At 55.0% G+C, this 21,784-nt stretch carries 19 protein-coding genes and 5 tRNA genes; 15 read left to right on the top strand and 9 right to left on the bottom strand.

Features of this window, described 5'->3' with window-relative positions; all coding sequences use genetic code 11:
- Positions 1 to 8: 8 nt before the first annotated feature.
- The 5 genes from ACMWKA_RS15770 to ACMWKA_RS15750 form a co-directional block, all read right to left on the bottom strand.
- Entirely contained in the window at positions 9 to 1,289 is a 1,281-nt protein-coding gene (locus tag ACMWKA_RS15770) for an MFS transporter (RefSeq protein ID WP_013094976.1), read from the bottom strand.
- A 115-nt stretch (positions 1,290 to 1,404) separates the two neighbouring features.
- The gene (locus ACMWKA_RS15765) at positions 1,405 to 2,343 is read right to left on the bottom strand and encodes a sugar kinase (RefSeq protein ID WP_414760406.1); all 939 of its coding nucleotides are present in this window, start codon (positions 2,341 to 2,343) and stop codon (positions 1,405 to 1,407) included.
- A 3-nt stretch (positions 2,344 to 2,346) separates the two neighbouring features.
- Positions 2,347 to 3,096, bottom strand: a complete 750-nt coding sequence (locus ACMWKA_RS15760; RefSeq protein WP_414760405.1) for a sugar phosphate isomerase/epimerase family protein — start codon at positions 3,094 to 3,096, stop codon at positions 2,347 to 2,349.
- A gap of 104 nt (positions 3,097 to 3,200) precedes the next feature.
- Entirely contained in the window at positions 3,201 to 4,217 is a 1,017-nt protein-coding gene (locus tag ACMWKA_RS15755) for a LacI family DNA-binding transcriptional regulator (RefSeq protein ID WP_013094979.1), read from the bottom strand.
- 129 nt (positions 4,218 to 4,346) lie between these two features.
- Complete coding sequence (locus ACMWKA_RS15750; RefSeq protein ID WP_013094980.1) at positions 4,347 to 5,009, bottom strand: OmpA family lipoprotein; 663 nt, start codon at positions 5,007 to 5,009, stop codon at positions 4,347 to 4,349.
- 164 nt (positions 5,010 to 5,173) lie between these two features.
- On the opposite strand from ACMWKA_RS15750, the gene ACMWKA_RS15745 reads away from it, so the two are divergent.
- Positions 5,174 to 7,495 carry a molybdopterin guanine dinucleotide-containing S/N-oxide reductase gene (locus ACMWKA_RS15745; RefSeq protein ID WP_414760404.1) on the top strand — a complete coding sequence of 774 codons (2,322 nt, stop codon included), beginning with the start codon at positions 5,174 to 5,176 and terminating at the stop codon, positions 7,493 to 7,495.
- On the opposite strand, the gene ACMWKA_RS15740 is transcribed toward ACMWKA_RS15745, so the two are convergent.
- Both ACMWKA_RS15740 and tag read right to left on the bottom strand, forming a co-directional pair.
- The gene (locus ACMWKA_RS15740; RefSeq protein ID WP_013094983.1) at positions 7,458 to 7,904 is read right to left on the bottom strand and encodes an N-acetyltransferase; all 447 of its coding nucleotides are present in this window, start codon (positions 7,902 to 7,904) and stop codon (positions 7,458 to 7,460) included. The two genes, ACMWKA_RS15745 and ACMWKA_RS15740, sit on opposite strands and share 38 nt — an antisense overlap.
- Entirely contained in the window at positions 7,882 to 8,463 is a 582-nt protein-coding gene (tag, locus tag ACMWKA_RS15735; protein ID WP_020686549.1) for a DNA-3-methyladenine glycosylase I, read from the bottom strand. The genes ACMWKA_RS15740 and tag overlap by 23 nt, the downstream gene beginning before the upstream one ends.
- A 159-nt stretch (positions 8,464 to 8,622) precedes the next feature.
- Here tag and ACMWKA_RS15730 point away from each other — a divergent pair, with 159 nt between their 5' ends.
- A complete protein-coding gene (locus ACMWKA_RS15730; RefSeq protein WP_346721022.1) occupies positions 8,623 to 9,321 on the top strand; it encodes an autotransporter domain-containing protein in 699 nt (232 codons plus the stop codon).
- A gap of 238 nt (positions 9,322 to 9,559) precedes the next feature.
- Positions 9,560 to 10,762 (top strand): MFS transporter, encoded by a 1,203-nt coding sequence (locus tag ACMWKA_RS15725; RefSeq protein ID WP_029882721.1) that lies wholly within the window; start codon positions 9,560 to 9,562, stop codon positions 10,760 to 10,762.
- A gap of 1 nt (position 10,763) precedes the next feature.
- Here ACMWKA_RS15725 and ACMWKA_RS15720 read toward each other — a convergent pair whose 3' ends face one another.
- Positions 10,764 to 10,931, bottom strand: a complete 168-nt coding sequence (locus ACMWKA_RS15720) for a hypothetical protein (protein ID WP_013094987.1) — start codon at positions 10,929 to 10,931, stop codon at positions 10,764 to 10,766.
- Between the two features lie 70 nt (positions 10,932 to 11,001).
- Here ACMWKA_RS15720 and eptB point away from each other — a divergent pair, with 70 nt between their 5' ends.
- From eptB to dppF, 7 genes are all read left to right on the top strand, one after another.
- A complete protein-coding gene (gene eptB, locus ACMWKA_RS15715) occupies positions 11,002 to 12,696 on the top strand; it encodes a kdo(2)-lipid A phosphoethanolamine 7''-transferase (protein ID WP_058661794.1) in 1,695 nt (564 codons plus the stop codon).
- 91 nt (positions 12,697 to 12,787) lie between these two features.
- Positions 12,788 to 12,864: transfer RNA gene (locus tag ACMWKA_RS15710), tRNA-Pro, on the top strand.
- Between the two features lie 620 nt (positions 12,865 to 13,484).
- Positions 13,485 to 15,092: a dipeptide ABC transporter periplasmic-binding protein DppA gene (gene dppA, locus ACMWKA_RS15705; RefSeq protein ID WP_414760403.1), complete on the top strand. Its 1,608-nt coding sequence runs from the start codon at positions 13,485 to 13,487 to the stop codon at positions 15,090 to 15,092.
- A 161-nt stretch (positions 15,093 to 15,253) separates the two neighbouring features.
- Positions 15,254 to 16,273 carry a dipeptide ABC transporter permease DppB gene (gene dppB / locus ACMWKA_RS15700; protein WP_014830232.1) on the top strand — a complete coding sequence of 340 codons (1,020 nt, stop codon included), beginning with the start codon at positions 15,254 to 15,256 and terminating at the stop codon, positions 16,271 to 16,273.
- Positions 16,274 to 16,282: 9 nt separating this feature from the next.
- Positions 16,283 to 17,185 (top strand): dipeptide ABC transporter permease DppC, encoded by a 903-nt coding sequence (dppC, locus tag ACMWKA_RS15695; RefSeq protein WP_020684504.1) that lies wholly within the window; start codon positions 16,283 to 16,285, stop codon positions 17,183 to 17,185.
- Between the two features lie 10 nt (positions 17,186 to 17,195).
- Positions 17,196 to 18,179, top strand: a complete 984-nt coding sequence (dppD, locus tag ACMWKA_RS15690; RefSeq protein ID WP_013094994.1) for a dipeptide ABC transporter ATP-binding protein — start codon at positions 17,196 to 17,198, stop codon at positions 18,177 to 18,179.
- Positions 18,176 to 19,189, top strand: a complete 1,014-nt coding sequence (gene dppF, locus ACMWKA_RS15685) for a dipeptide ABC transporter ATP-binding subunit DppF (protein WP_155022568.1) — start codon at positions 18,176 to 18,178, stop codon at positions 19,187 to 19,189. Before dppD ends, dppF begins: the two co-directional genes overlap by 4 nt.
- A 43-nt stretch (positions 19,190 to 19,232) precedes the next feature.
- Here the strand turns inward: dppF and coaA are convergent, their stop codons facing one another.
- Positions 19,233 to 20,183, bottom strand: a complete 951-nt coding sequence (gene coaA / locus ACMWKA_RS15680; protein WP_013094996.1) for a type I pantothenate kinase — start codon at positions 20,181 to 20,183, stop codon at positions 19,233 to 19,235.
- A 317-nt stretch (positions 20,184 to 20,500) separates the two neighbouring features.
- Between coaA and ACMWKA_RS15675 the strand changes: the two genes are divergently transcribed.
- The 5 genes from ACMWKA_RS15675 to ACMWKA_RS15655 all read left to right on the top strand — a co-directional run.
- Positions 20,501 to 20,576, top strand: a tRNA-Thr gene (locus tag ACMWKA_RS15675).
- A gap of 8 nt (positions 20,577 to 20,584) precedes the next feature.
- Positions 20,585 to 20,669: transfer RNA gene (locus ACMWKA_RS15670), tRNA-Tyr, on the top strand.
- Between the two features lie 117 nt (positions 20,670 to 20,786).
- Positions 20,787 to 20,861: transfer RNA gene (locus ACMWKA_RS15665), tRNA-Gly, on the top strand.
- 6 nt (positions 20,862 to 20,867) lie between these two features.
- Positions 20,868 to 20,943: transfer RNA gene (locus ACMWKA_RS15660), tRNA-Thr, on the top strand.
- 118 nt (positions 20,944 to 21,061) lie between these two features.
- Positions 21,062 to 21,784: elongation factor Tu (locus tag ACMWKA_RS15655; protein WP_414760402.1), on the top strand; the 723-nt coding region annotated here is incomplete at its 3' end.

Below are 21,784 nucleotides of genomic sequence, written 5' to 3'. Positions count from 1 at the left end.
TTAATGATTCAGGCGTGGCGTGCGCCGACGGGGAGTTGTTGATTATTAGCAGGCTTAACAATCAGAGTAAGCCATACTGAGGCGAAAAGCGCCACTCCCATAAAGATGTATGAGGCTGACGGGCTGCCGGTTGCACCGTTCAGGTAACCAACGAACCAGGAGCCGCAGAACGAACCGAGCGCACCCATACTGTTAATCAGTGCCATCGCGCCGCCTGCCACATTACGCGGCAGCATCTCCGGGATGATGGCGAAGAAGGGACCATACGGGGCGTACATCGCCGCACCGGCAATCACCAGCAGCGTATAGGAGACCCAGAAGTGGTTTGCGCCCACGGCCCAGGAGCCGATGAAAGCAAAGGCAGCGATCAGCAGCAGTGGCCAGACAAACAGCTTACGATTTTGCAGTTTGTCCGATGCCCAGGAGACGATGATCATCGCGATAGTTGCCGCCAGATAGGGCACGGAGGAGAGCCAGCCGACTTCCACCATACCGAGATTTTCCCCGCCGCTGCGGATAATTGACGGCAACCACAGTACGAAACCGTACACGCCTATACTCCAGGTAAAATACTGCGCGCACAGCAGGATCACGTTGCGGGAGCGGAAGGCTTCGCCATAGTTACGCACCGCCTTCAGCCCTTGCTGCTCTTTATCCAGCTGCGCCTGCAGTGCGGCTTTTTCATCTTCGGAGAGCCATTTCGCCTGAGCAGGCTTATCTTTTACCAGCACCCACCAGCAGAAGGCCCAGATGATTGCCGGCACCCCTTCGATGATAAACATCTCACGCCAGCCGAAAGACTGGATCAGGTAGCCGGACACCACTGACATCCACAGTACGGTGACCGGGTTACCGAGGATCAGGAAGGTGTTCGCACGGGAACGTTCAGATTTGGTAAACCAGTTGCTGATGTAGATCAGCATTGCGGGCATCACCGCCGCCTCAACTACCCCAAGGATAAAGCGAATAGCGGCCAGGGCAGGGATATTATTGACCACGCCGGTAAGCGACGCGCAGGCGCCCCACAGGATCAGACAGACGAAGATCAGCTTACGCACGCTGCGGCGTTCGGCGTAGATCGCGCCGGGGATCTGGAAGAAGAAGTAGCCCAGGAAGAAAAGGGCGCCCAGCAGAGATGAAATACCTTTGGTGATCCCGAGGTCTTCGGTGATCCCCGCAGCGGATGCGAAACTGAAGTTGGCACGATCAAGGTACGCCAGGCTGTACGTGATAAACACGATTGGCATGATGTACCACCAGCGTTTTACTGCATTGGTCGAACTGTTCATAGGCTTGCCTCTGTTGTTGAGGTGGTTACCGCCGTTGTCTGTAGGGTACACGGTGGTTTAATTATATGTGCGGGTCGTTGCCCTCACCCTGGTCCTCTCCCACGGGAGAAGGGATTTATTCGTTAAGCTGCGCGCGCGTCGGCAATCCTTCACTGTCGCCCTGCACCTGAATGGCCAGCGAGCCGATCCAATTGCCCCGGGCGATGGCCTGCGGCAGCGGTTTGCCTTCCAGCAGGGCGCTAATGACCCCGACAGCAAAGCCATCGCCCGCGCCGACGGTATCGACTACGTTCTCAACCTTCACGGCCGCGACCGCGCCCTGTTCACCATCCGCGGTTTTAAACCATGCGCCATCGGCACCGGTTTTCAGTACCACCGCTTTTACCCCTTTATTCAGGTAAAAATCGGCAATCCCTTCCGGCGTATTTTCACCGGTGAGGATCACGCCTTCTTTCACCCCCGGCAGAACCCAGTCCGCCTGGAATGCCAGACGGTTCAGCTTCTCGACCATCTCCGCCTCGCTTTTCCACAACACCGGGCGCAGGTTAGGATCGAAAGAGATCGTTTTCCCCTGAGCCTTCATGGTGGTCGCGGCATGATCGAGCAGCTCATACGAGCTGGCCGACAACGCGGCTGCCACACCGCTCAGGTGCAGATGGCGTGCACTCGCGAAGTAGTCGGCGTGATAATCTTCCACCGAGAGATGGCTTGCTGCCGACCCTTTGCGGAAGTATTCCACGATGGGATCGGTTCCATTTACGGCTTTAGATTTAAGCTGAAAGCCGGTCGGGAAGCGTCCATCGAGCGTTACGCCTGCGGCATCAATCCCCTCTTTTTTCAGCGAATCAAGAACGAAGTGACCAAAGCTGTCGTCACCCACGCGGCTGACCCAGCCTGTTTTCAGGCCGAGGCGTGCCAGCCCCGTTGCCACATTCAGCTCTGCGCCTGCCACGCGTTTGATAAAGTGCTCAACCGTGCTCAGCTCACCGGTTTCGGTAGCGACAAACATCGCCATGGCTTCACCGATAGTGATCACATCCAGTGTCTTGTGCATGGTTTACTCCTCGCGCAGCAGGTTAACGTAATGCCGGGTGACAGCGGTTAAGTCCGCCCCTTCCAGCGGGAACTCGATCCCGCGTGGGGCATCGGCAGGCAACTGACTGAGCAGAGCCAGCCAGCGCGCATCGGCGCGATCCGGCGCGACGGCGCGGAACTGTGCTTTATGCGGTATGGCGGCTTTCACGTGGATATAGCTGACCGCCGGAGCCAGACGGGTTGCCGCTTCTTCCGGCGAGTCGCCGACCCACAGCCAGTTACCCATGTCGAAGGTCAGCGTGACGGGGAGCGCCATTTCCCGGCAGGCGGCCTGGAAGCGCTGCATCGGCGCAAGCTGGCCGCAGTCGGTCTGGTCGTTTTCCACCACCAGCGCCATGCCGCTCTCATTGAGCAAAGCGCGCAGGGCGGTAAGCGGCCGGGTGCCGTTGAAATGACCCAGGGATACCTTCAGCCACAGCGCGTTGAGCGTGCTGGCTTCGGAAAGGTAGCGGGGAAGGTCGGGGTTGAGGGTACCGTCGGGCATAAACAGGGGGGCGGGTGCGGAATAACACGCCAGCAGGCCCAGCAGCTCAATGGATTCACCCAGCGCAGGCAGCGCCTGTAGCTCTTCACTGTTGAACAGCTCCCGGCGGATCTCTACGCCGTCGGCACCCGCACCGGCAATCACGGGCAGCATCGCCCGTTGGCCGCCAGCCTGTCGCACCTGATCCGCACCATATGCGGCGGTGACCACCATTATTTTTCTGCCCATTCAGGAACTCCATCAAACGTACATCGATACTATTACGCTAGATGGAACCGGTTCCAAAGAAAAGTTCAGGATGTTGAATTTATGATCGTCATCACAAGGGGAAATTAACGGGCGGTGGAGCCGCGGACAATCAGCTCGCCAGAAAAGACCTGCTCGCGTACGGCATCGCTGATCCCTTCAATGCGACGAACCACTTGTTCAACAGCGGCATAGCCGATTTGCCAGGTCGGCTGTTTGAGCGTGGTGATGCCTACCCCGGCCAGTTCTGCCCACTCCAGTTCATCGAAGCCCAGCAGGCCGATATCGCTGCCCCAGTGCAGGCCAATGCGTTTGAGCGAGCGGGCGACCTGAAGCGTCAGCGCCCCGTTGGCCGAAATCACAGCTTTGCGCATCCCGCGATGGCGCGTGTGGAACTGACGCAGGGTATTGTCGAGCTGGTCGGCTTCATGAAGCGGAGTTTCGGCGTTTTCGGCGATCACACCGGGATAACGCTCCAGGGTGGCACGAAATGCGTTCAGGCGCTCGCGACGGGTATTCACCATGCCCAGCGGCTCGCTCAGGAACAGAATTGCTTCGAAGCCCTGTTCGATCAGATGTTCGGTGGCAGTCGTGGCCGCCTGGGTATTATCCAGCCCGACAACGTCGCAGGCGAATTCCGGGATTTTACGATCGATGAGCACCATCGGCAGGGAAGACTGTTGCAGCCGGTTTAACCCTTCCTCGCGCATACCCACGGCATTGACCACGATACCTTCCACCTGGTAGCTGCGCAGCAAATCGAGATAATGCAGCTCCTGGTCCACCTCGTTGTTGGTGTTACAGACCAGCGGGGTAAAACCTTTCTCGCGACAGGCGGCTTCGATACCGCTCAGCACGTTTACCGAGTAGGGGTTGGTAATATCGGCGATGATAAGCCCAATAAGGCGGGTACGGCCACGTTTAAGTCCGCGCGCCATGATGCTGGGGCGGTAGTCGAGATCGGCAATGGCCTGCTCAATACGTGCCAGCAGCGCATCGGAAAGCAGGTGTTTCTCGCCGTTGAGATAGCGTGAAATACTGGTTTTACCGGTTCTGGCGGCTTTCGCCACGTCGCTGATGGTGGCCCGCGTTGGTTTGCTCATCACTGAATTCCCTGACTTTAGTGAGAATACCTTAGCGGGAAAATCAACGATGGCAAGTGGTTCATGTCGGGGTGTGCGGTCTGATGCCCTCACCCCGACCCTCTCCCACGGGGAGAGGGGGAAATGCGATTACTGAATTGGACTTAACGTAATCTCAACGCGGCGGTTCTGCGCTTTGCCCTCCGCCGTGCTGTTGCTGGCGATAGGGTTTGCCGGGCCCATACCGCTGGTGCGGATACGGTTCGCTTCAACGCCCTGGGTGATCAGCGAGCTGGCCACGGAATCCGCACGCTGCTGAGACAGACGCATGTTCAGCTCCTGGCTGCCGGTGCTGTCGGTGTAGCCAATCACATTCACGGCGGTCTTGTTGTACTCTTTTAGCACCATCGCCACGCCGGTTAGGGTATTCGCACCGGCAGGTTTCAGCGTTGCGCTGCTGCTGTCGAAGGTCACGTTGTTAGGCATATTCAGGATGATGTTGTCACCGCTGCGCGTGACGCTCACGCCTGTGCCTTTCATTTTGTCGCGCAGCTTCGCTTCCTGCACATCCATGTAATAACCCACGCCGCCGCCGAGCGCTGCGCCTGCCGCTGCGCCAATCAGCGCGCCTTTACCGCGGTCTTTTTTGGAGGAGGAGAGCGCGCCTACACCCGCCCCGACCAGTGAACCGATACCCGCGCCGATGCCGGATTTACCCGCTTCGCGTTCACCGGTGTATGGGTTTGTTGTGCAGCCAGAAACCGCCAGTGCACCGCTCACCAGAGCGGCAATAACGAGTACGCGTTTTTTCATCTTCTTTCCTTAATCCTTTTTATTCTTTGCCACGACGGACGTGGCAGTTGATTATGACGTCCGGATACGGAGAAAATTCCGGGGATAACTCTGAAATTTGTGACAAACCATAAACGGCCTCAATAACAAGACCGTAAACCTGCACGCAACCAGGAGCGCACGCTTTGAGCACCTCAACAAAAACCATTCTGACCGCCGCCCACTGGGGGCCGATGCTGGTCGAAACCGACGGCGAAAATGTCCTGTCTTCCCGTGGGGCATTGCCAACACAACACCCTAACTCTTTACAGACCGTCGTTCGCGATCAGGTGCACAGCAAAACCCGTGTACGCTGGCCGATGGTGCGTAAAGGATTTCTGGCTTCGCCGGACAAGCCGCAGGGCATTCGTGGTCAGGATGAGTTTATGCGTGTGAGCTGGGATGACGCGCTGGCGCTGATCCACGCCCAGCACAAGCGCATTCGCGACAGCTATGGGCCTGCATCCATTTTTGCCGGCTCTTACGGCTGGCGTTCTAACGGCGTACTGCATAAAGCATCGACATTGCTGCAGCGCTACATGAGCCTGGCCGGCGGCTACACGGGCCATCTGGGGGATTACTCCACCGGCGCGGCGCAGGCGATCATGCCGTACGTCGTCGGCGGTAATGAGGTTTATCAGCAGCAGACCAGCTGGCCGCTGGTACTGGAGCATACCGACGTGGTGGTGCTGTGGAGTGCCAACCCTCTCAACACGCTAAAAATTGCCTGGAATGCTTCCGACGAGCAGGGTATTGGCTATTTTGATGCGCTGCGCAAGAGCGGTAAGCGCATCATCTGTATTGACCCCATGCGCTCTGAAACCATGGATTTCTTTGGTGACAGTGCCGAATGGCTCGCCCCGCATATGGGTACTGACGTGGCGATGATGCTGGGTATCGCCCACACGCTGGTAGAGAATGGCTGGCACGACGCCGACTTCCTCGCGCGTTGCACATCGGGCTTCGACAAATTCGCCGATTATCTGACGGGTAAAACGGATGGTGTTGCCAAAACGGCAGCGTGGACAGCCGATATTTGTGGCATTCCGGCTGACAAGCTCCGTGAACTGGCCGTGTTGTTCCATGAAAACACCACGATGTTGATGTCCGGTTGGGGCATGCAGCGCCAGCAGTTTGGCGAGCAAAAACACTGGATGCTGGTGACGCTTGCCGCGATGCTCGGGCAAATTGGTACGCCGGGCGGCGGGTTTGGGCTCTCTTATCACTTCGCCAATGGCGGCAACCCCACCCGTAAAGCCGCCGTGCTGGCCTCCATGCAGGGATCGGTGAAGGGCGGCGTTGATGCCGTGGATAAAATTCCGGTGGCGCGTATTGTTGAAGCCCTGGAAAACCCGGGCGGGTTTTATCAGCATAACGGTCTGGACCGCCATTTCCCGGATATTAAGTTTGTCTGGTGGGCGGGTGGGGCGAATTTCACGCACCATCAGGATACCAATCGTCTGATCCGCGCCTGGCAGAAGCCGGAGCTGGTGGTGATTTCGGAATGCTTCTGGACCGCCTCCGCCAAACATGCCGATATCGTGCTGCCGGCCACGACTTCGTACGAGCGTAACGATCTCACCATGACCGGTGACTACAGCAATCAGCATATGGTGCCGATGAAGCGTGTGGTCGCACCGCGGGATGAAGCGCGTGATGATTTTGACGTATTTGCAGAACTGAGCGAACGGTGGGAAGCGGGCGGTCGTGAGCGTTTCACTGAAGGGAAAACCGATCTTGAGTGGCTGGAAACGTTCTATCAGATAGCCGCTCAGCGCGGTGCGGCCCAGGGGGTGACGCTGCCGCCGTTTGCGGAATTCTGGGAAGCGAACGCGATTTTCGAAATGCCAGAGAGCGAGCAGAACGCGCAGTTTGTCCGTTTCGCCGATTTCCGTCGCGACCCGGAGAACCATCCGCTGAAAACTGAGAGCGGAAAGATTGTGATTTACAGTGAGCGCATTGCCCGCTTTGGGTACGCGGATTGTCCTGCGCATCCCACATGGCTTGAACCGGATGAGTGGCACGGCAATGCCCAGCCGGAGCAGCTCCAGGTGTTATCCGCGCACCCCGCGCATCGCCTGCACAGCCAGCTTAACTATTCGTCGCTGCGCGAGCAGTATGCGGTCGCCGGGCGGGAGCCGATCACGCTTCATGCTGAAGATGCGAAAGCGCGCGGGATTGCGGATGGCGATCTGGTGCGCGTCTGGAACCATCGTGGGCAGGTGTTGGCCGGAGCGGTGGTGAGCGACGGAATCAAACCAGGCGTGATCTGCATCCACCAGGGCGCGTGGCCGGACCTGGACGAGAGCGGTATTTGTAAAAACGGTGCCGTTAACGTACTGACCAAAGATCTCCCCAGCTCGAAGCTGGGGAATGGCTGCGCAGGCAATACGGCGCTGGCATGGGTTGAGAAATATCAGGGCCCCGAGCTTACTCTGACGGCGTTTGATCCGCCTGCCAGCTCATGATCCACGTCGGGTGTTGGGTGTCATCCTGCCAGGCGCTGTCTTCGATACGAAAGCCCTGAGCATGGTAGAAATTCACCGCCCGGACATTTTTTTGATACACCTCCAGGCTTAAGTGCGGGAAGCGCTGTTGAACGTGGTTCAGCAGCGCGCGTCCGATGCCTTTGCCGATGTACGCCGGTGCGACAAATAGTGCGCCGACAAACTGAGACTGCATCACGCTGATAAACCCGTAAGGTTCGCCATCCTGTTCCCAGACCCAGGTTTCGGCCGACGGCAGATAAACGTCCCGCACCATGGCTTCGTTCTCTTTCCAGTAGCTCGCCTCAATAAACGGATGCGCTTCCGTGGTACTTTCAAGCCATAGGCTCAACAGCGACGCGGTATTCTCACTTTGCCATTTGCGGATCATGATGGCCTCCCGGATGACAGAAGCAGCCGGTAACATGGTCATTGACCAGGCCACAGGCCTGCATAAAGGCGTAGCAGATGGTGGAGCCGACAAACTTAAAGCCGCGTTTTTTCAGCGCTTTCGAGAGTGCGTCCGAGGCCGGAGTCGAGGCGGGAATTTCCGCGAGCGTGGCGGCCTGCGTGATTTGCGGATCGTTATTCACAAATGTCCAGACAAACTCTGAGAACGATTCACCGTTTTGTTCCATTGCCAGGTAAGCGCGTGCGTTACCGATAATGGCCTGGATCTTACCGCGATGGCGGATGATGCCTGCATCCTGCACCAGTCGCTCCACGTCGTCGTCGGTCATCGCGGCGACCCGGACGGGATCGAACTGATGAAAGGCATTGCGGTAGTTTTCGCGTTTCTTCAATACCGTAATCCATGACAAACCCGCCTGCTGACCCTCCAGGCAGATCATCTCGAAAAGTTTTTTGCCGTCCGTTTCCGGCACGCCCCATTCCCGATCGTGATAGTCGATATAGAGCTGATCCTGGCTTACCCAACCGCAACGTTGCATCGGTTATCTCCCTTATGACACGGTTATCGCAAAAATTTCATTCCGTCAGGCTTGACGTGTGACCTGTAAAGACAATAGTTAATACAGGGCCATAAGCCCTAAAAACCTCTTCCTGAACAATGATAAAAATCGCCGAATTCGGCTCTCTCTGGAGTCGCTTTGATGATAAAAAAAATCAGTGGTCGCCATGCTGTTTCTGGCCTGGTGGGGATTTCAGCCTGTCTGCTTTCTGGTCACTCAGCATTTGCCTGGCAACAGGAATATATCGTTTCAGACCCGCAAAGTAATACGGCGGAACGCTATACATGGGATGCGGATCACCAACCGCGTTATGACGATATCCTGGCGGAGCGCATCCAGTCTTCGCAAAATGCGCCGGGGCTGGCTCTGAATCTGCCCTCTGGCTCGTCCTCCGCGGGGGCGATGAGCGTCGGCTGGAATTTTCCGCTGGCGGGTCATGTCTCGACCGGCCCGGTGGTGGCATGGCGTTATGACGGCACCACGCCCATGATGATTAATGAGTTTGGTGATAGCGTGACAACCCAGGCGCTGACCGATCCCCTGTGGCATGCCAGCGTGAGTACGCTAGGCTGGCGCGTGGATACGCAATATGGCGAACTTCGTCCCTGGGCGCAGATTAGCTATAACCAGCAGTATGGTGAAAATCAGTGGAAATCCCAGTTCGGGATGCCGCAAACGCCTGCCCCGGCTCAAAATGGCAACTGGATGGATGTCACCGTAGGCACCGATATTCCTTTCACCTCGCACATGGCGGCGTATGCTTCCTTAGCGCAAGGGGAGGACAGCACGACGGGAGAGCAGTTTTTGTACACGCTGGGCGTAAGTGCAAATTTCTAACGTTGTTACTATTTTAAACGTCACGTTAACATCTTGAATACAATAACTGTGGGGGTTGTAGCGATAGCGAGCACTAACATTCTGTCGCTTCATTCCCCGGCAAGGTCGTTCATTCCCGATTCCAGGCATTTCATTCCGTTTCTCCTGCATCTCATGCCGTTTTCCCCCAGCGGGATCAGGGTTTTGTTTATCGTTGTCCTCAGCAAATTCCCTTACTTTCTCTTGCAGGACAACTGCCATGAATACATCTTCCTACAATCGTACACGCTGGCTGACGCTCTTTGGCACCATCGTCACCCAGTTTGCGTTGGGCTCGGTCTATACTTGGAGCCTGTTTAACAGTGCCCTTTCCGACAAGCTCGGTGCGCCGATCAGTCAGGTGGCGTTCTCTTTCGGTTTGCTAAGCCTTGGGCTGGCGCTGTCCTCTTCGGTTGCGGGCAAGTTGCAGGAGCGGTTCGGCGTGAAACGCGTCACGATGGCCTCGGGGATCCTGCTGGGATTGGGCTTTTTCCTGACGGCGTATTCAAACAATCTGATGATGCTCTGGCTGAGCGCCGGGGTACTGGTTGGTCTGGCGGACGGTGCCGGTTATCTGCTTACTCTGTCAAACTGCGTCAAATGGTTCCCGGAGCGTAAAGGGTTAATCTCCGCGTTTGCCATCGGTTCTTATGGCCTGGGCAGCCTCGGATTTAAATTTATCGACTCTCATCTGCTGGCGTCGGTTGGCCTCGAAAAAACCTTCATGATCTGGGGGGCTATCGTCCTGGTGATGATCCTGTTTGGCGCGACCCTGATGAAAGACGCACCGCAGCAGGAAGTGAAAACCGTTAACGGCGTGGTGGAGAATGACTTCACCCTGGCTCAATCCATGCGTAAACCCCAGTACTGGATGCTGGCGGTGATGTTCCTGACGGCCTGCATGAGTGGCCTGTATGTGATTGGTGTGGCGAAAGATATCGCGCAGGGCATGGTTAAACTGGATGCCATGACGGCGGCAAACGCGGTGACCGTGATCTCTATCGCTAACCTGTCTGGTCGTCTGGTGCTGGGTATCCTGTCCGATAAAATTGCCCGCATCCGCGTGATTACCCTTGGACAGGTGGTTTCACTGGTGGGTATGGCGGCCCTGCTGTTTGCGCCCCTGAATGAAGCGACTTTCTTTGCTGCGATTGCCTGCGTGGCCTTTAACTTCGGCGGCACCATCACGGTGTTCCCGTCACTGGTGAGCGAGTTCTTTGGTCTGAACAACCTGGCGAAAAATTACGGCGTGATTTACTTAGGCTTTGGCATCGGCAGCATTTGCGGCTCGTTAATTGCCTCGCTGTTCGGCGGATTCTATGTCACCTTCTGCGTGATATTCGCCCTGTTGATTATTTCGCTGGCCCTGTCGACGACGATTCGGCAGCCGCAGCGCGAAGTGTTTAATGAAGCACATGCTTAACTTAAATTAAAGAGGCCTTAACGGCCTCTTTAACTTTTATTTGATATGCTTCCAGACTTGTTATTTTGTAAAAATTTGCACCGATCACATTCTCCGCTGCCACTTTTCTCTCCCGCTGTGGTCTACTTACGGCGCTTGTAGACGTTTCTGATAACGCTTTCTTACGCATTTACTTACTCTGTCCGCTTTCTCACTGAGATTCGGCGGGTCTTTATACCCCTTCCCCCAGGGTTGTTTGCATGAAATACATTAGGTCTATTACCCAGCAAAGATTGTGTCTGATGCTGGCTGTCTATATCGGATTATTTCTGAATGGCGCGGTGCTGTTCAGACGAGTGGAAGGTTATTTCGAAGACCTCACCGTAAGAAATGGAATTTTTGCCGCTATTGAAGTGTTCGGCTCCGTCCTCGCGACATTTTTCTTGTTACGCCTGTTATCTCTCTTCGGCCGTCGCACGTGGCAAATTCTGGCCTCGCTGGTGGTAATAATTTCCGCCGCCGCCAGCTATTACATGACCTTTATGAACGTCGTCATTGGCTACGGTATCGTTGCGTCGGTAATGACCACTGACATTGATCTCTCGAAAGAGGTTGTGGGTAAAGGCTTTATCGTCTGGACAATTTTAACCTGTCTGCTCCCACTCTTCTTTATCTGGAGTAATACCTGCCGCTATACGTTGTTACGCCAGTTGCGCACTCGTGGACAGCGGATCCGCACTGTCGCCGTGGTCCTGCTGGCTGGTTTGCTGGTATGGGCGCCTATCCGCCTGATGGAAAAACAGCAAAGAAAAGTCGAAAAAGTGACGGGCGTGGATATGCCAAGCTACGGCGGCGTAGTCGCCAACTCTTATCTGCCGTCCAACTGGCTGTCGGCGTTAGGTCTTTATGCCTGGGCGCAGGCGGACGAATCCAGTGATGTGAAATCGCTGGTTAACCCGGCCAAAAAATTCACTTACCAGGCTCCTGCTGATGGGCTGGATGATACTTACGTGGTTTTTGTTATCGGCGAAACGACGCGCTGGGATCATATGGGCATTCTCGGTTATGACCGCGATACCACCCCAAAACTGGCGCAGGAAAAGAATCTGGTGGCTTACCGCGGCTACTCCTGTGATACCGCTACGAAGCTGTCCTTGCGCTGTATGTTTGTGCGTGAAGGTGGTGCGAGCGATAACCCTCAGCGTACCCTCAAAGAGCAAAACGTGTTTGCTGTGCTGAAGCAGCTTGGCTTTAGCTCCGATCTGTTCGCCATGCAAAGCGAGATGTGGTTCTATACCAACACGTTGGCGGATAACATCGCGTATCGCGAGCAGATTGGCGCCGAGCCACGTAACCGTGGAAAGAGTGTCGATGATATGTTGCTGCTCCAGGAAATGTCACAGTCTCTAAAAAATCATCCAAAGGGAAAACATCTCATCATTCTGCATACTAAAGGATCACATTACAGCTATTACCAGCGTTACACGCGAGATTTCGCGAAGTGGCAACCGGAGTGTGTCAGCATTAATGCGAGCTGTAGCAAGGAAGAGTTAGTAAATGCTTTCGATAATACTGTTCTGTATGTGGATACGTTCCTGAGCCGTGTGATTGATGAGTTGCGTGATAAGAAAGCGATTGTCATCTATGCGGCAGACCACGGTGAATCCATTAACGAAAAGGAACATTTGCACGGTACGCCGCGTAAGCTGGCGCCGCCGGAGCAATTCCGTGTACCGATGATTATGTGGATGTCAGATAAGTACCTGGAGAACCCTGACAAAGCCAAAATGTTTGCTCATCTGAAACAGCAGGCAGAAATTAAGGTACCGCGCCGTCACGTTGAGTTGTACGACACCATCATGGGGTGCCTGGGTTATACCTCTCCGGACGGGGGGATTAACGAAAATAACAACTGGTGCAAACTGCCTGAAAGCAGCCAGAAAGCCGCGCAGTAGCTTGCCTGGCGAGTTTATCGCCAGTTGGATGGCTTTTTTAAATTAAGGGATTGACGGGGGCGCACCTCAGCAGTAAGATGCGCTCCGCATTCGGCGAGTAGCGCAGCTTGGTAGCGCAACTGGTTTGGGACCAGTGGGTCGGAGGTTCGAATCCTCTCTCGCCGACCACATTCAAAAAAGGGCTAACCGCAAGGTTAGCCCTTTTTGCATTAACGCTTTATTCGTCCAGATTAGCCAAAACACCTCTTAGTCCTGCTTCTTCCTGCCTGTTCGTGATTTTGTGACATAATCCATTGTATTTTTTTATATATAGATTGATCTTTTTTCGCGTTGCTTATGGATAACCTCAGCATTTTTCGCTGTGCGTTTTAACGTTCGCGGTATTTAGTGCTCAGATAATCACCGTTCTGCAAGAAAATTTACCCATTCTGAATAAAAGTTAATCACTGATTGTTGCGAAATATGAAGATATTTGTGCTGCAACATGACGAGTAGCATAAATTTCCCTGCTGAAAACTGGCGTACATAGTTTTTTTAATCTTTGTTTGCGGTTTCTCACACTCAGCGTAAATCCCCGTCACCTGTATTGACGTTTTCACATTCTGTTGACAGATTGTAGGGCACGAGGGGCATTTCAGGGACGATCTGCGCTGCAACTCCAACGCTCTTCTGAAAGGATTCTCCATCCCTTTAACGCCTTCGGGCATCACCGACCGGACCGGGTAAAAAATAAATAAAGGTCAGGCGGCGTAACACAACAAAGCAAAACATCACATTGGAGCAGAATAATGAGTATTTCCTTGAAGAAGTCAGGGATGCTGAAGCTTGGTCTGAGCCTGGTGGCTATGACCGTGGCAGCAAGCGTACAGGCAAAAACCCTGGTTTACTGTTCTGAAGGCTCGCCGGAAGGCTTTAACCCACAGCTCTTTACCTCTGGTACGACTTACGACGCAAGCTCTGTGCCGATCTATAACCGTCTGGTTGAATTCAAAACCGGCACCACGGAAGTGATTCCTGGCCTGGCGGAGAAGTGGGACGTCAGCGAAGACGGTAAAACCTATACCTTCCACCTGCGCCAGGGCGTGAAGTGGCAGGACAGCAAAGAATTCAAACCAACGCGCGACTTCAACGCCGATGACGTTGTGTTCTCCTTCGATCGTCAGAAAAACGCTCAGAACCCGTACCACAAAGTGTCCGGCGGCAGCTATGAGTACTTCGAAGGGATGGGTCTGCCAGACCTGATCGCTGAAGTGAAAAAAGTGGACGATAAAACCGTTCAGTTCGTGCTGACTCGCCCGGAAGCGCCATTCCTGGCGGACCTGGCCATGGACTTCGCCTCTATCCTCTCTAAAGAGTACGCAGACAACATGCTGAAAGCCGGCACGCCGGAAAAAGTGGACCTGAACCCAATCGGTACCGGTCCGTTCCAGCTGCTGCAGTACCAGAAAGACTCCCGTATTCTGTACAAAGCGTTCCCGGGCTTCTGGGGTACCAAACCACAGATCGACCGTCTGGTCTTCTCCATCACGCCTGACGCGTCTGTGCGTTACGCAAAACTGCAGAAAAACGAATGCCAGGTTATGCCATACCCGAACCCGGCTGATATCGCCCGCATGAAGCAGGACAAGAATATCAACCTGATGGAGCAGGCTGGCCTGAACGTGGGCTATCTCTCATTCAACACCGAGAAGAAACCGTTTGATGACGTGAAAGTGCGTCAGGCGCTGACTTATGCGGTGAACAAAGAAGCGATCATCAAGGCCGTTTACCAGGGCGCCGGCGTTGCGGCTAAAAACCTGATCCCGCCAACCATGTGGGGCTATAACGATGACGTTAAAGACTACACCTACGATCCAGAGAAAGCGAAAGCGCTGCTGAAGGAAGCAGGGCAGGATAAAGGCTTTACCGTTGAACTGTGGGCGATGCCGGTACAGCGTCCGTACAACCCGAACGCACGCCGTATGGCTGAAATGGTTCAGGCTGACTGGGCGAAAATCGGCGTTCAGGCCAAGATTGTCACCTACGAGTGGGGCGAGTATCTGAAGCGCGCCAAAGCGGGTGAGCATCAGGCAGTGATGATGGGCTGGACCGGTGACAACGGGGATCCGGACAACTTCTTCGCCACCCTCTTCAGCTGCGCGGCGGCAAAAGACGGCTCTAACTACTCTCGCTGGTGTTATAAGCCGTTTGAAGACCTGATCCAGCCGGCACGTGCCACCGACGATCACAACAAACGTATTGAACTCTACAAGCAGGCACAGGTTGTTATGCACGATCAGGCTCCGGCTCTGATTGTTGCTCACTCCACTGTGTACGAGCCAGTGCGCAAAGAAGTGAAAGGCTACGTGGTTGATCCGCTGGGCAAACACCACTTCGAAAACGTATCTGTCGAATAATCAGTAGGGCGTTCTCCCTCTCCCTGTGGGAGAGGGCAGGGGTGAGGGGCGTGCCATGCTAGCCCTCACCCTAACCCTCTCCTGCGGGAGAGGGAATTTACATTTGTGAGCAATACAGACGCCACGCCACTGGTCGTGCGTCTTCAGAGAGAATCCGGGTTATGTTGCAGTTCATCCTCCGACGTCTGGGACTTGTCATCCCCACGTTTATCGGTATCACCCTTCTCACTTTTGCCTTCGTCCATATGATCCCCGGCGACCCGGTAATGATTATGGCGGGCGAGCGTGGTATTTCCCCTGAACGTCATGCGCAGCTGCTGGCTGAACTCGGCCTCGATAAGCCGATGTGGCAGCAGTACCTCCACTATATCTGGGGCGTTATGCATGGTGACTTAGGGATTTCACTGAAAAGCCGTCTTCCGGTGTGGGACGAGTTCGTGCCGCGTTTTAAAGCGACACTGGAGCTTGGCATCTGCGCCATGATTTTTGCCACTGCGGTGGGTATCCCTGTCGGGGTGCTGGCTGCCGTTAAACGTGGCTCTATTTTTGACCATACCGCTGTGGGCCTGGCGCTGACCGGCTACTCCATGCCGATCTTCTGGTGGGGCATGATGTTGATTATGCTGGTCTCGGTGCAGCTTAACCTGACGCCGGTCTCCGGACGCGTCAGCGATATGGTCTTCCTCGATGATTCCAACCCGTTGACCGGCTTTATGCTGATTGATACGGCGATCTGGGGCGAAGAGGGCAACTTTATTGATGCGGTCGCGCATATGATCCTGCCGGCAATGGTGCTTGGCACGATCCCTCTGGCGGTAATCGTGCGTATGACCCGTTCGTCAATGCTGGAAGTGCTGGGCGAGGATTATATTCGTACCGCGCGTGCCAAGGGCCTGACGCGTATGCGAGTCATCATCGTTCATGCGCTGCGTAACGCCATGCTGCCGGTGGTGACCGTTATCGGTCTGCAGGTGGGTACGCTGCTGGCAGGGGCGATCCTGACCGAAACCATCTTCTCCTGGCCGGGACTTGGCCGCTGGCTGATTGACGCGCTGCAACGCCGTGACTATCCGGTCGTGCAGGGCGGTGTATTGCTGGTCGCGACGATGATTATTCTCGTCAACCTGCTGGTCGATTTGCTGTACGGCGTGGTGAACCCGCGTATTCGTCATAAGAAGTAAGGGGCCATCATGTCACACGTTTCTGAAAATAAAGTGGTTGCTGCACCGGTTCCAATGACGCCGCTGCAGGAATTCTGGCACTACTTCAAGCGTAATAAAGGCGCGGTAGTGGGGCTGGTCTATGTCTCTGTCATGATCCTGATTGCCGTGTTTGCAAACGTGCTTGCACCGTATAACCCGGCGGATCAGTTCCGTGACGCGCTGCTGGCCCCCCCTGCATGGCAGGACGGCGGGAGCCTGGCTCACCTGTTGGGTACCGATGATGTAGGTCGCGACGTGTTGTCGCGTCTGATGTACGGCGCGCGTCTGTCGCTGCTGGTGGGCTGCCTGGTGGTGGTGCTGTCCCTGATCATGGGGATCATCCTCGGCCTGGTTGCGGGTTATTTTGGCGGCATTGTTGATAACATCATCATGCGTATCGTCGACATCATGCTGGCGCTGCCAAGCCTGCTGCTGGCCCTGGTGCTGGTAGCGATATTTGGCCCGTCGATCGGTAACGCCGCGCTTGCGCTGACCTTCGTGGCACTCCCTCACTACGTGCGTTTAACCCGTGCGGCAGTGCTGGTGGAAGTGAACCGCGACTACGTCACCGCGTCCCGCGTGGCCGGTGCCGGTGCGATGCGCCAGATGTTCGTCAATATCTTCCCGAACTGCCTTGCGCCGCTGATTGTTCAGGCGTCGCTCGGCTTCTCTAACGCCATTCTTGATATGGCCGCTCTTGGCTTCCTGGGCATGGGTGCGCAGCCGCCAACACCGGAGTGGGGCACGATGCTCTCCGACGTGTTGCAGTTCGCACAAAGCGCCTGGTGGGTTGTCACCTTCCCGGGTCTGGCAATTCTGCTGACGGTGCTGGCATTTAACCTGATGGGTGATGGTCTGCGCGATGCACTTGATCCCAAACTGAAGCAGTAAGAGGCACGAGATGGCGTTATTAAATGTAGATAAATTATCGGTGCACTTCGGCGATGAAGGCACCCCGTTTCGCGCCGTGGACCGCATCAGCTACAGCGTAAATCAGGGCGAAGTGGTTGGCATTGTTGGGGAATCCGGTTCCGGTAAGTCCGTAAGCTCACTGGCGATTATGGGGCTGATCGATTATCCGGGCCGCGTGATGGCGGAAAACCTGCAGTTCAATGGTCAGGATCTGAAGCGCATTTCCGAGAAACAGCGCCGCCAGCTGGTGGGCGCGGAAGTGGCGATGATCTTCCAGGACCCGATGACCAGCCTGAACCCCTGCTACACCGTGGGCTTCCAGATTATGGAGGCGATCAAGGTCCATCAGGGCGGTAACAAGAAAACCCGTCGTCAGCGGGCGATCGACCTGCTGAACCAGGTGGGGATCCCTGACCCGGCATCGCGCCTTGATGTCTACCCGCATCAGCTTTCTGGCGGGATGAGTCAGCGTGTGATGATCGCGATGGCAATTGCCTGTCGGCCAAAACTGCTGATTGCCGATGAGCCGACCACAGCGCTGGACGTGACCATCCAGGCGCAAATCATCGAGCTGCTGCTGGAACTGCAGCAGAAAGAGAACATGGCGCTGGTGCTGATTACGCACGACCTGGCGCTGGTGGCTGAAGCAGCACACAAAATCATCGTGATGTATGCAGGACAGGTGGTGGAGACCGGAAGTTCGCACGATATCTTCCGCGCACCGCGTCATCCGTATACCCAGGCGCTTTTACGTGCGCTGCCGGAGTTTGCCCAGGATAAAGCGCGTCTGGCGTCGCTGCCGGGTGTGGTACCGGGTAAATATGACCGTCCGCAGGGCTGCCTGCTGAATCCGCGTTGCCCGTATGCGACGGATAAATGCCGTGCAGAAGAGCCTGAGCTGAACCAGCTGGCTGACGGTCGTCAGTCGAAATGCCACTACCCACTCGATGATGCCGGGAGGCCAACACTATGAATACGCAACAGGCCACCACGCAACAACCGCTGTTGCAGGCTATCGACCTGAAAAAACACTACCCGGTGAAGAAGGGGATTTTTGCCCCTGAGCGCCTGGTGAAAGCGCTGGACGGCGTCTCCTTTACCCTCGAACGCGGTAAAACGCTGGCGGTGGTCGGGGAGTCGGGCTGCGGCAAATCAACCTTAGGCCGTCTGCTGACGATGATTGAAACGCCTACCGGCGGCGAGCTCTATTATCAGGGACAGGATCTGCTCAAGCACGATCCGCAGGCGCAGAAGCTGCGTCGCCAGAAAATCCAGATTGTGTTCCAGAACCCGTACGGTTCATTGAACCCGCGCAAGAAAGTGGGGCAGATACTGGAAGAGCCGCTGCTGATTAACAGTAATCTCAGCAAAGAGCAGCGTCGTGAAAAAGCGCTGGCGATGATGGCGAAAGTCGGCCTGAAAACCGAGCATTACGATCGCTACCCGCATATGTTCTCTGGCGGTCAGCGCCAGCGTATCGCCATCGCCCGTGGCCTGATGCTCGATCCGGATGTCGTGATTGCCGATGAACCGGTCTCAGCGCTCGACGTTTCCGTACGCGCACAGGTGCTGAATCTGATGATGGATCTGCAGCAGGAGCTGGGGCTGTCTTACGTATTTATCTCCCACGACCTGTCGGTGGTAGAGCATATCGCTGATGAAGTAATGGTAATGTATCTGGGGCGCTGCGTGGAGAAGGGGACGAAAGATCAGATCTTTAATAACCCTCGCCACCCGTACACCCAGGCGCTGCTCTCTGCGACACCTCGCCTGAACCCGGACGATCGTCGTGAGCGTATTAAGCTGACCGGTGAATTGCCAAGTCCGCTGAATCCACCTCCGGGATGTGCGTTCAACGCCCGTTGCAGTCGCCGCTTTGGCCCTTGCACCCAGCTACAGCCGCAGCTGAAAGATTATCGCGGTCAGCTGGTCGCCTGCTTTGCGGTCGATCAGGATGAAAACGGCGAAAAGCCGCAGGCGTAAACAAAAAAACCGGCGTTAAGCCGGTTTTTTTATGTCTGCTAACCTATTTCCGCAAACGAATCTGGTCGACAGCGTGTTTCTCGCTCTTGGTGAGGATCAGGCTCGCCCGCTCGCGGGTAGGGAGAATGTTCTCTTTCAGGTTTACGTAGTTGATCTCGTTCCACAGGCCTGTCGCCACCTTCACCGCCTCTTCTTCAGAAAGCTGGGCGTAGTGATGGAAATAGGAGTCCGGGTCGGTGAACGCCCCTTCGCGGAACTTCAGGAAGCGGTTGATATACCAGCTTTGCAGCAAATCTTCCGGTGCATCGACATAAATAGAGAAATCGACGAAGTCAGAGACAAACACGTGATGCGGATCGTGAGGATAATCCATCCCACTTTGCAGCACATTTAACCCTTCCAGAATCAGAATGTCTGGCTGCACCACCGTTTTGTCTCCGCCCGGAATGCGATCGTAGATCAGGTGCGAATAGACCGGCGCCGTGACGTTAGGCACGCCGGATTTCAGGTCTGAGACAAATTTCACCAGACGGTGCATGTCATAAGAGAGCGGGAAGCCCTTCTTCTTCATCAGCCCACGTTCTTTTAACACCTCATTGGGGTGCAGAAAGCCGTCGGTGGTGATCAGCTCCACGCTGCGGTGTTCTGGCCAGCGGCTCAGGAGAGCCTGCAAGACACGCGCGGTTGTGCTTTTACCTACCGCCACGCTGCCAGCAATACTGATGATATAAGGAATGCGTTGACCATTGGTTCCAAGGAACTGCTCCAGCACCGCCTGACGGCGCAGGTTGGAACTGATATAGAAGTTAAGCAAGCGTGAGAGGGGGAGATAAATTTCTGCCACTTCTTCCAGGGACAGATCTTCGTTTATCCCTTTTAACCGTGCGATTTCACCTTCCGTCAGCGTCATAGGGACGGAATCACGCAGGGCAGCCCACTGGCTGCGGTTAAAGTGAAGATAAGGCGTCATTAACGTTTGCTCTTTTTTGCTCATAAGCATGCTTCAGTGAGCCAGCATCATATTGCCGGATCGTGGCTCATCACACAGTTAATTTTGGACAATGGGCAGGAGGTTAACACCAGATGACAGGAATAATAAGAAAAAAGATGGAAAGCGCTGCGTTACGCGGAAGCCGTCACGCTACGGTGTATGCGATGCAATTCGCTCATATATGTTGAATATTTGACCGCGAATGACTACTTTTACAGCGCTTGATGCGTGGTTAGCATAAAATGTGAGCGAAAGAACGTTTTATGCAAATTTTTAGTTGCATGACCGCGCAGGTATCCATAGAATGCGCGCTACTTGATGCCGACTTAGCTCAGTAGGTAGAGCAACTGACTTGTAATCAGTAGGTCACCAGTTCGATTCCGGTAGTCGGCACCATCAAGTCCGGTGGGGTTCCCGAGCGGCCAAAGGGAGCAGACTGTAAATCTGCCGTCACAGACTTCGAAGGTTCGAATCCTTCCCCCACCACCACTTTCTGGCAGCGTAAATGCCGCCGGAGCTGGTTTAAAAGCTGAATCAGCTCGAACTTAAAAAGAGAGAAATCTCTTTTTTTGTTACAGAAAGAACTGGGTAGCCGAGTTTCAGGATGCGGGCATCGTATAATGGCTATTACCTCAGCCTTCCAAGCTGATGATGCGGGTTCGATTCCCGCTGCCCGCTCCAATACGTGCTGATATGGCTCAGTTGGTAGAGCGCACCCTTGGTAAGGGTGAGGTCCCCAGTTCGACTCTGGGTATCAGCACCACTTCACTTCTCCTTCCCGTTTCTCTCTGTTTCAATTTTACTTGATTCAACAGTTCAGGCATTTCGCCTGGTTGATGTGGTGATATCACCGATTTATCCGTGTCTTAGAGGGACAATCGATGTCTAAAGAAAAGTTTGAACGTACAAAACCGCACGTTAACGTCGGTACTATCGGCCACGTTGACCATGGTAAAACAACGCTGACCGCTGCAATCACTACCGTTCTGGCAAAAACCTACGGTGGTTCTGCTCGTGCATTCGACCAGATCGATAACGCACCAGAAGAAAAAGCTCGTGGTATCACCATCAACACCTCTCACGTTGAGTATGACACCCCGACTCGCCACTACGCACACGTAGACTGCCCAGGCCACGCCGACTATGTTAAAAACATGATCACCGGTGCTGCGCAGATGGACGGCGCGATCCTGGTAGTAGCTGCGACTGACGGCCCAATGCCTCAGACTCGTGAGCACATCCTGCTGGGTCGTCAGGTAGGCGTTCCTTACATCATCGTGTTCCTGAACAAATGCGACATGGTTGATGACGAAGAGCTGCTGGAACTGGTAGAGATGGAAGTTCGTGAACTGCTGTCTCAGTACGATTTCCCAGGCGACGATACCCCAATCGTTCGTGGTTCCGCGCTGAAAGCGCTGGAAGGCGACGCAGAGTGGGAAGCGAAAATCATCGAACTGGCTGGCTACCTGGATTCTTACATCCCAGAACCAGAGCGTGCGATTGATAAGCCATTCCTGCTGCCAATCGAAGACGTATTCTCCATCTCCGGTCGTGGTACCGTTGTTACCGGTCGTGTAGAGCGCGGTATCATCAAAGTGGGTGAA

The sequence above is a fragment of the Enterobacter sp. 03-F-07-AD-ECC genome, from assembly GCF_047530935.1.
Classification (GTDB): Bacteria; Pseudomonadota; Gammaproteobacteria; order Enterobacterales; family Enterobacteriaceae; genus Enterobacter; species Enterobacter cloacae.
The sequence above is the reverse complement of the archived record's forward strand: the minus strand, read 5'-3'. Positions and strand labels throughout refer to the sequence as shown.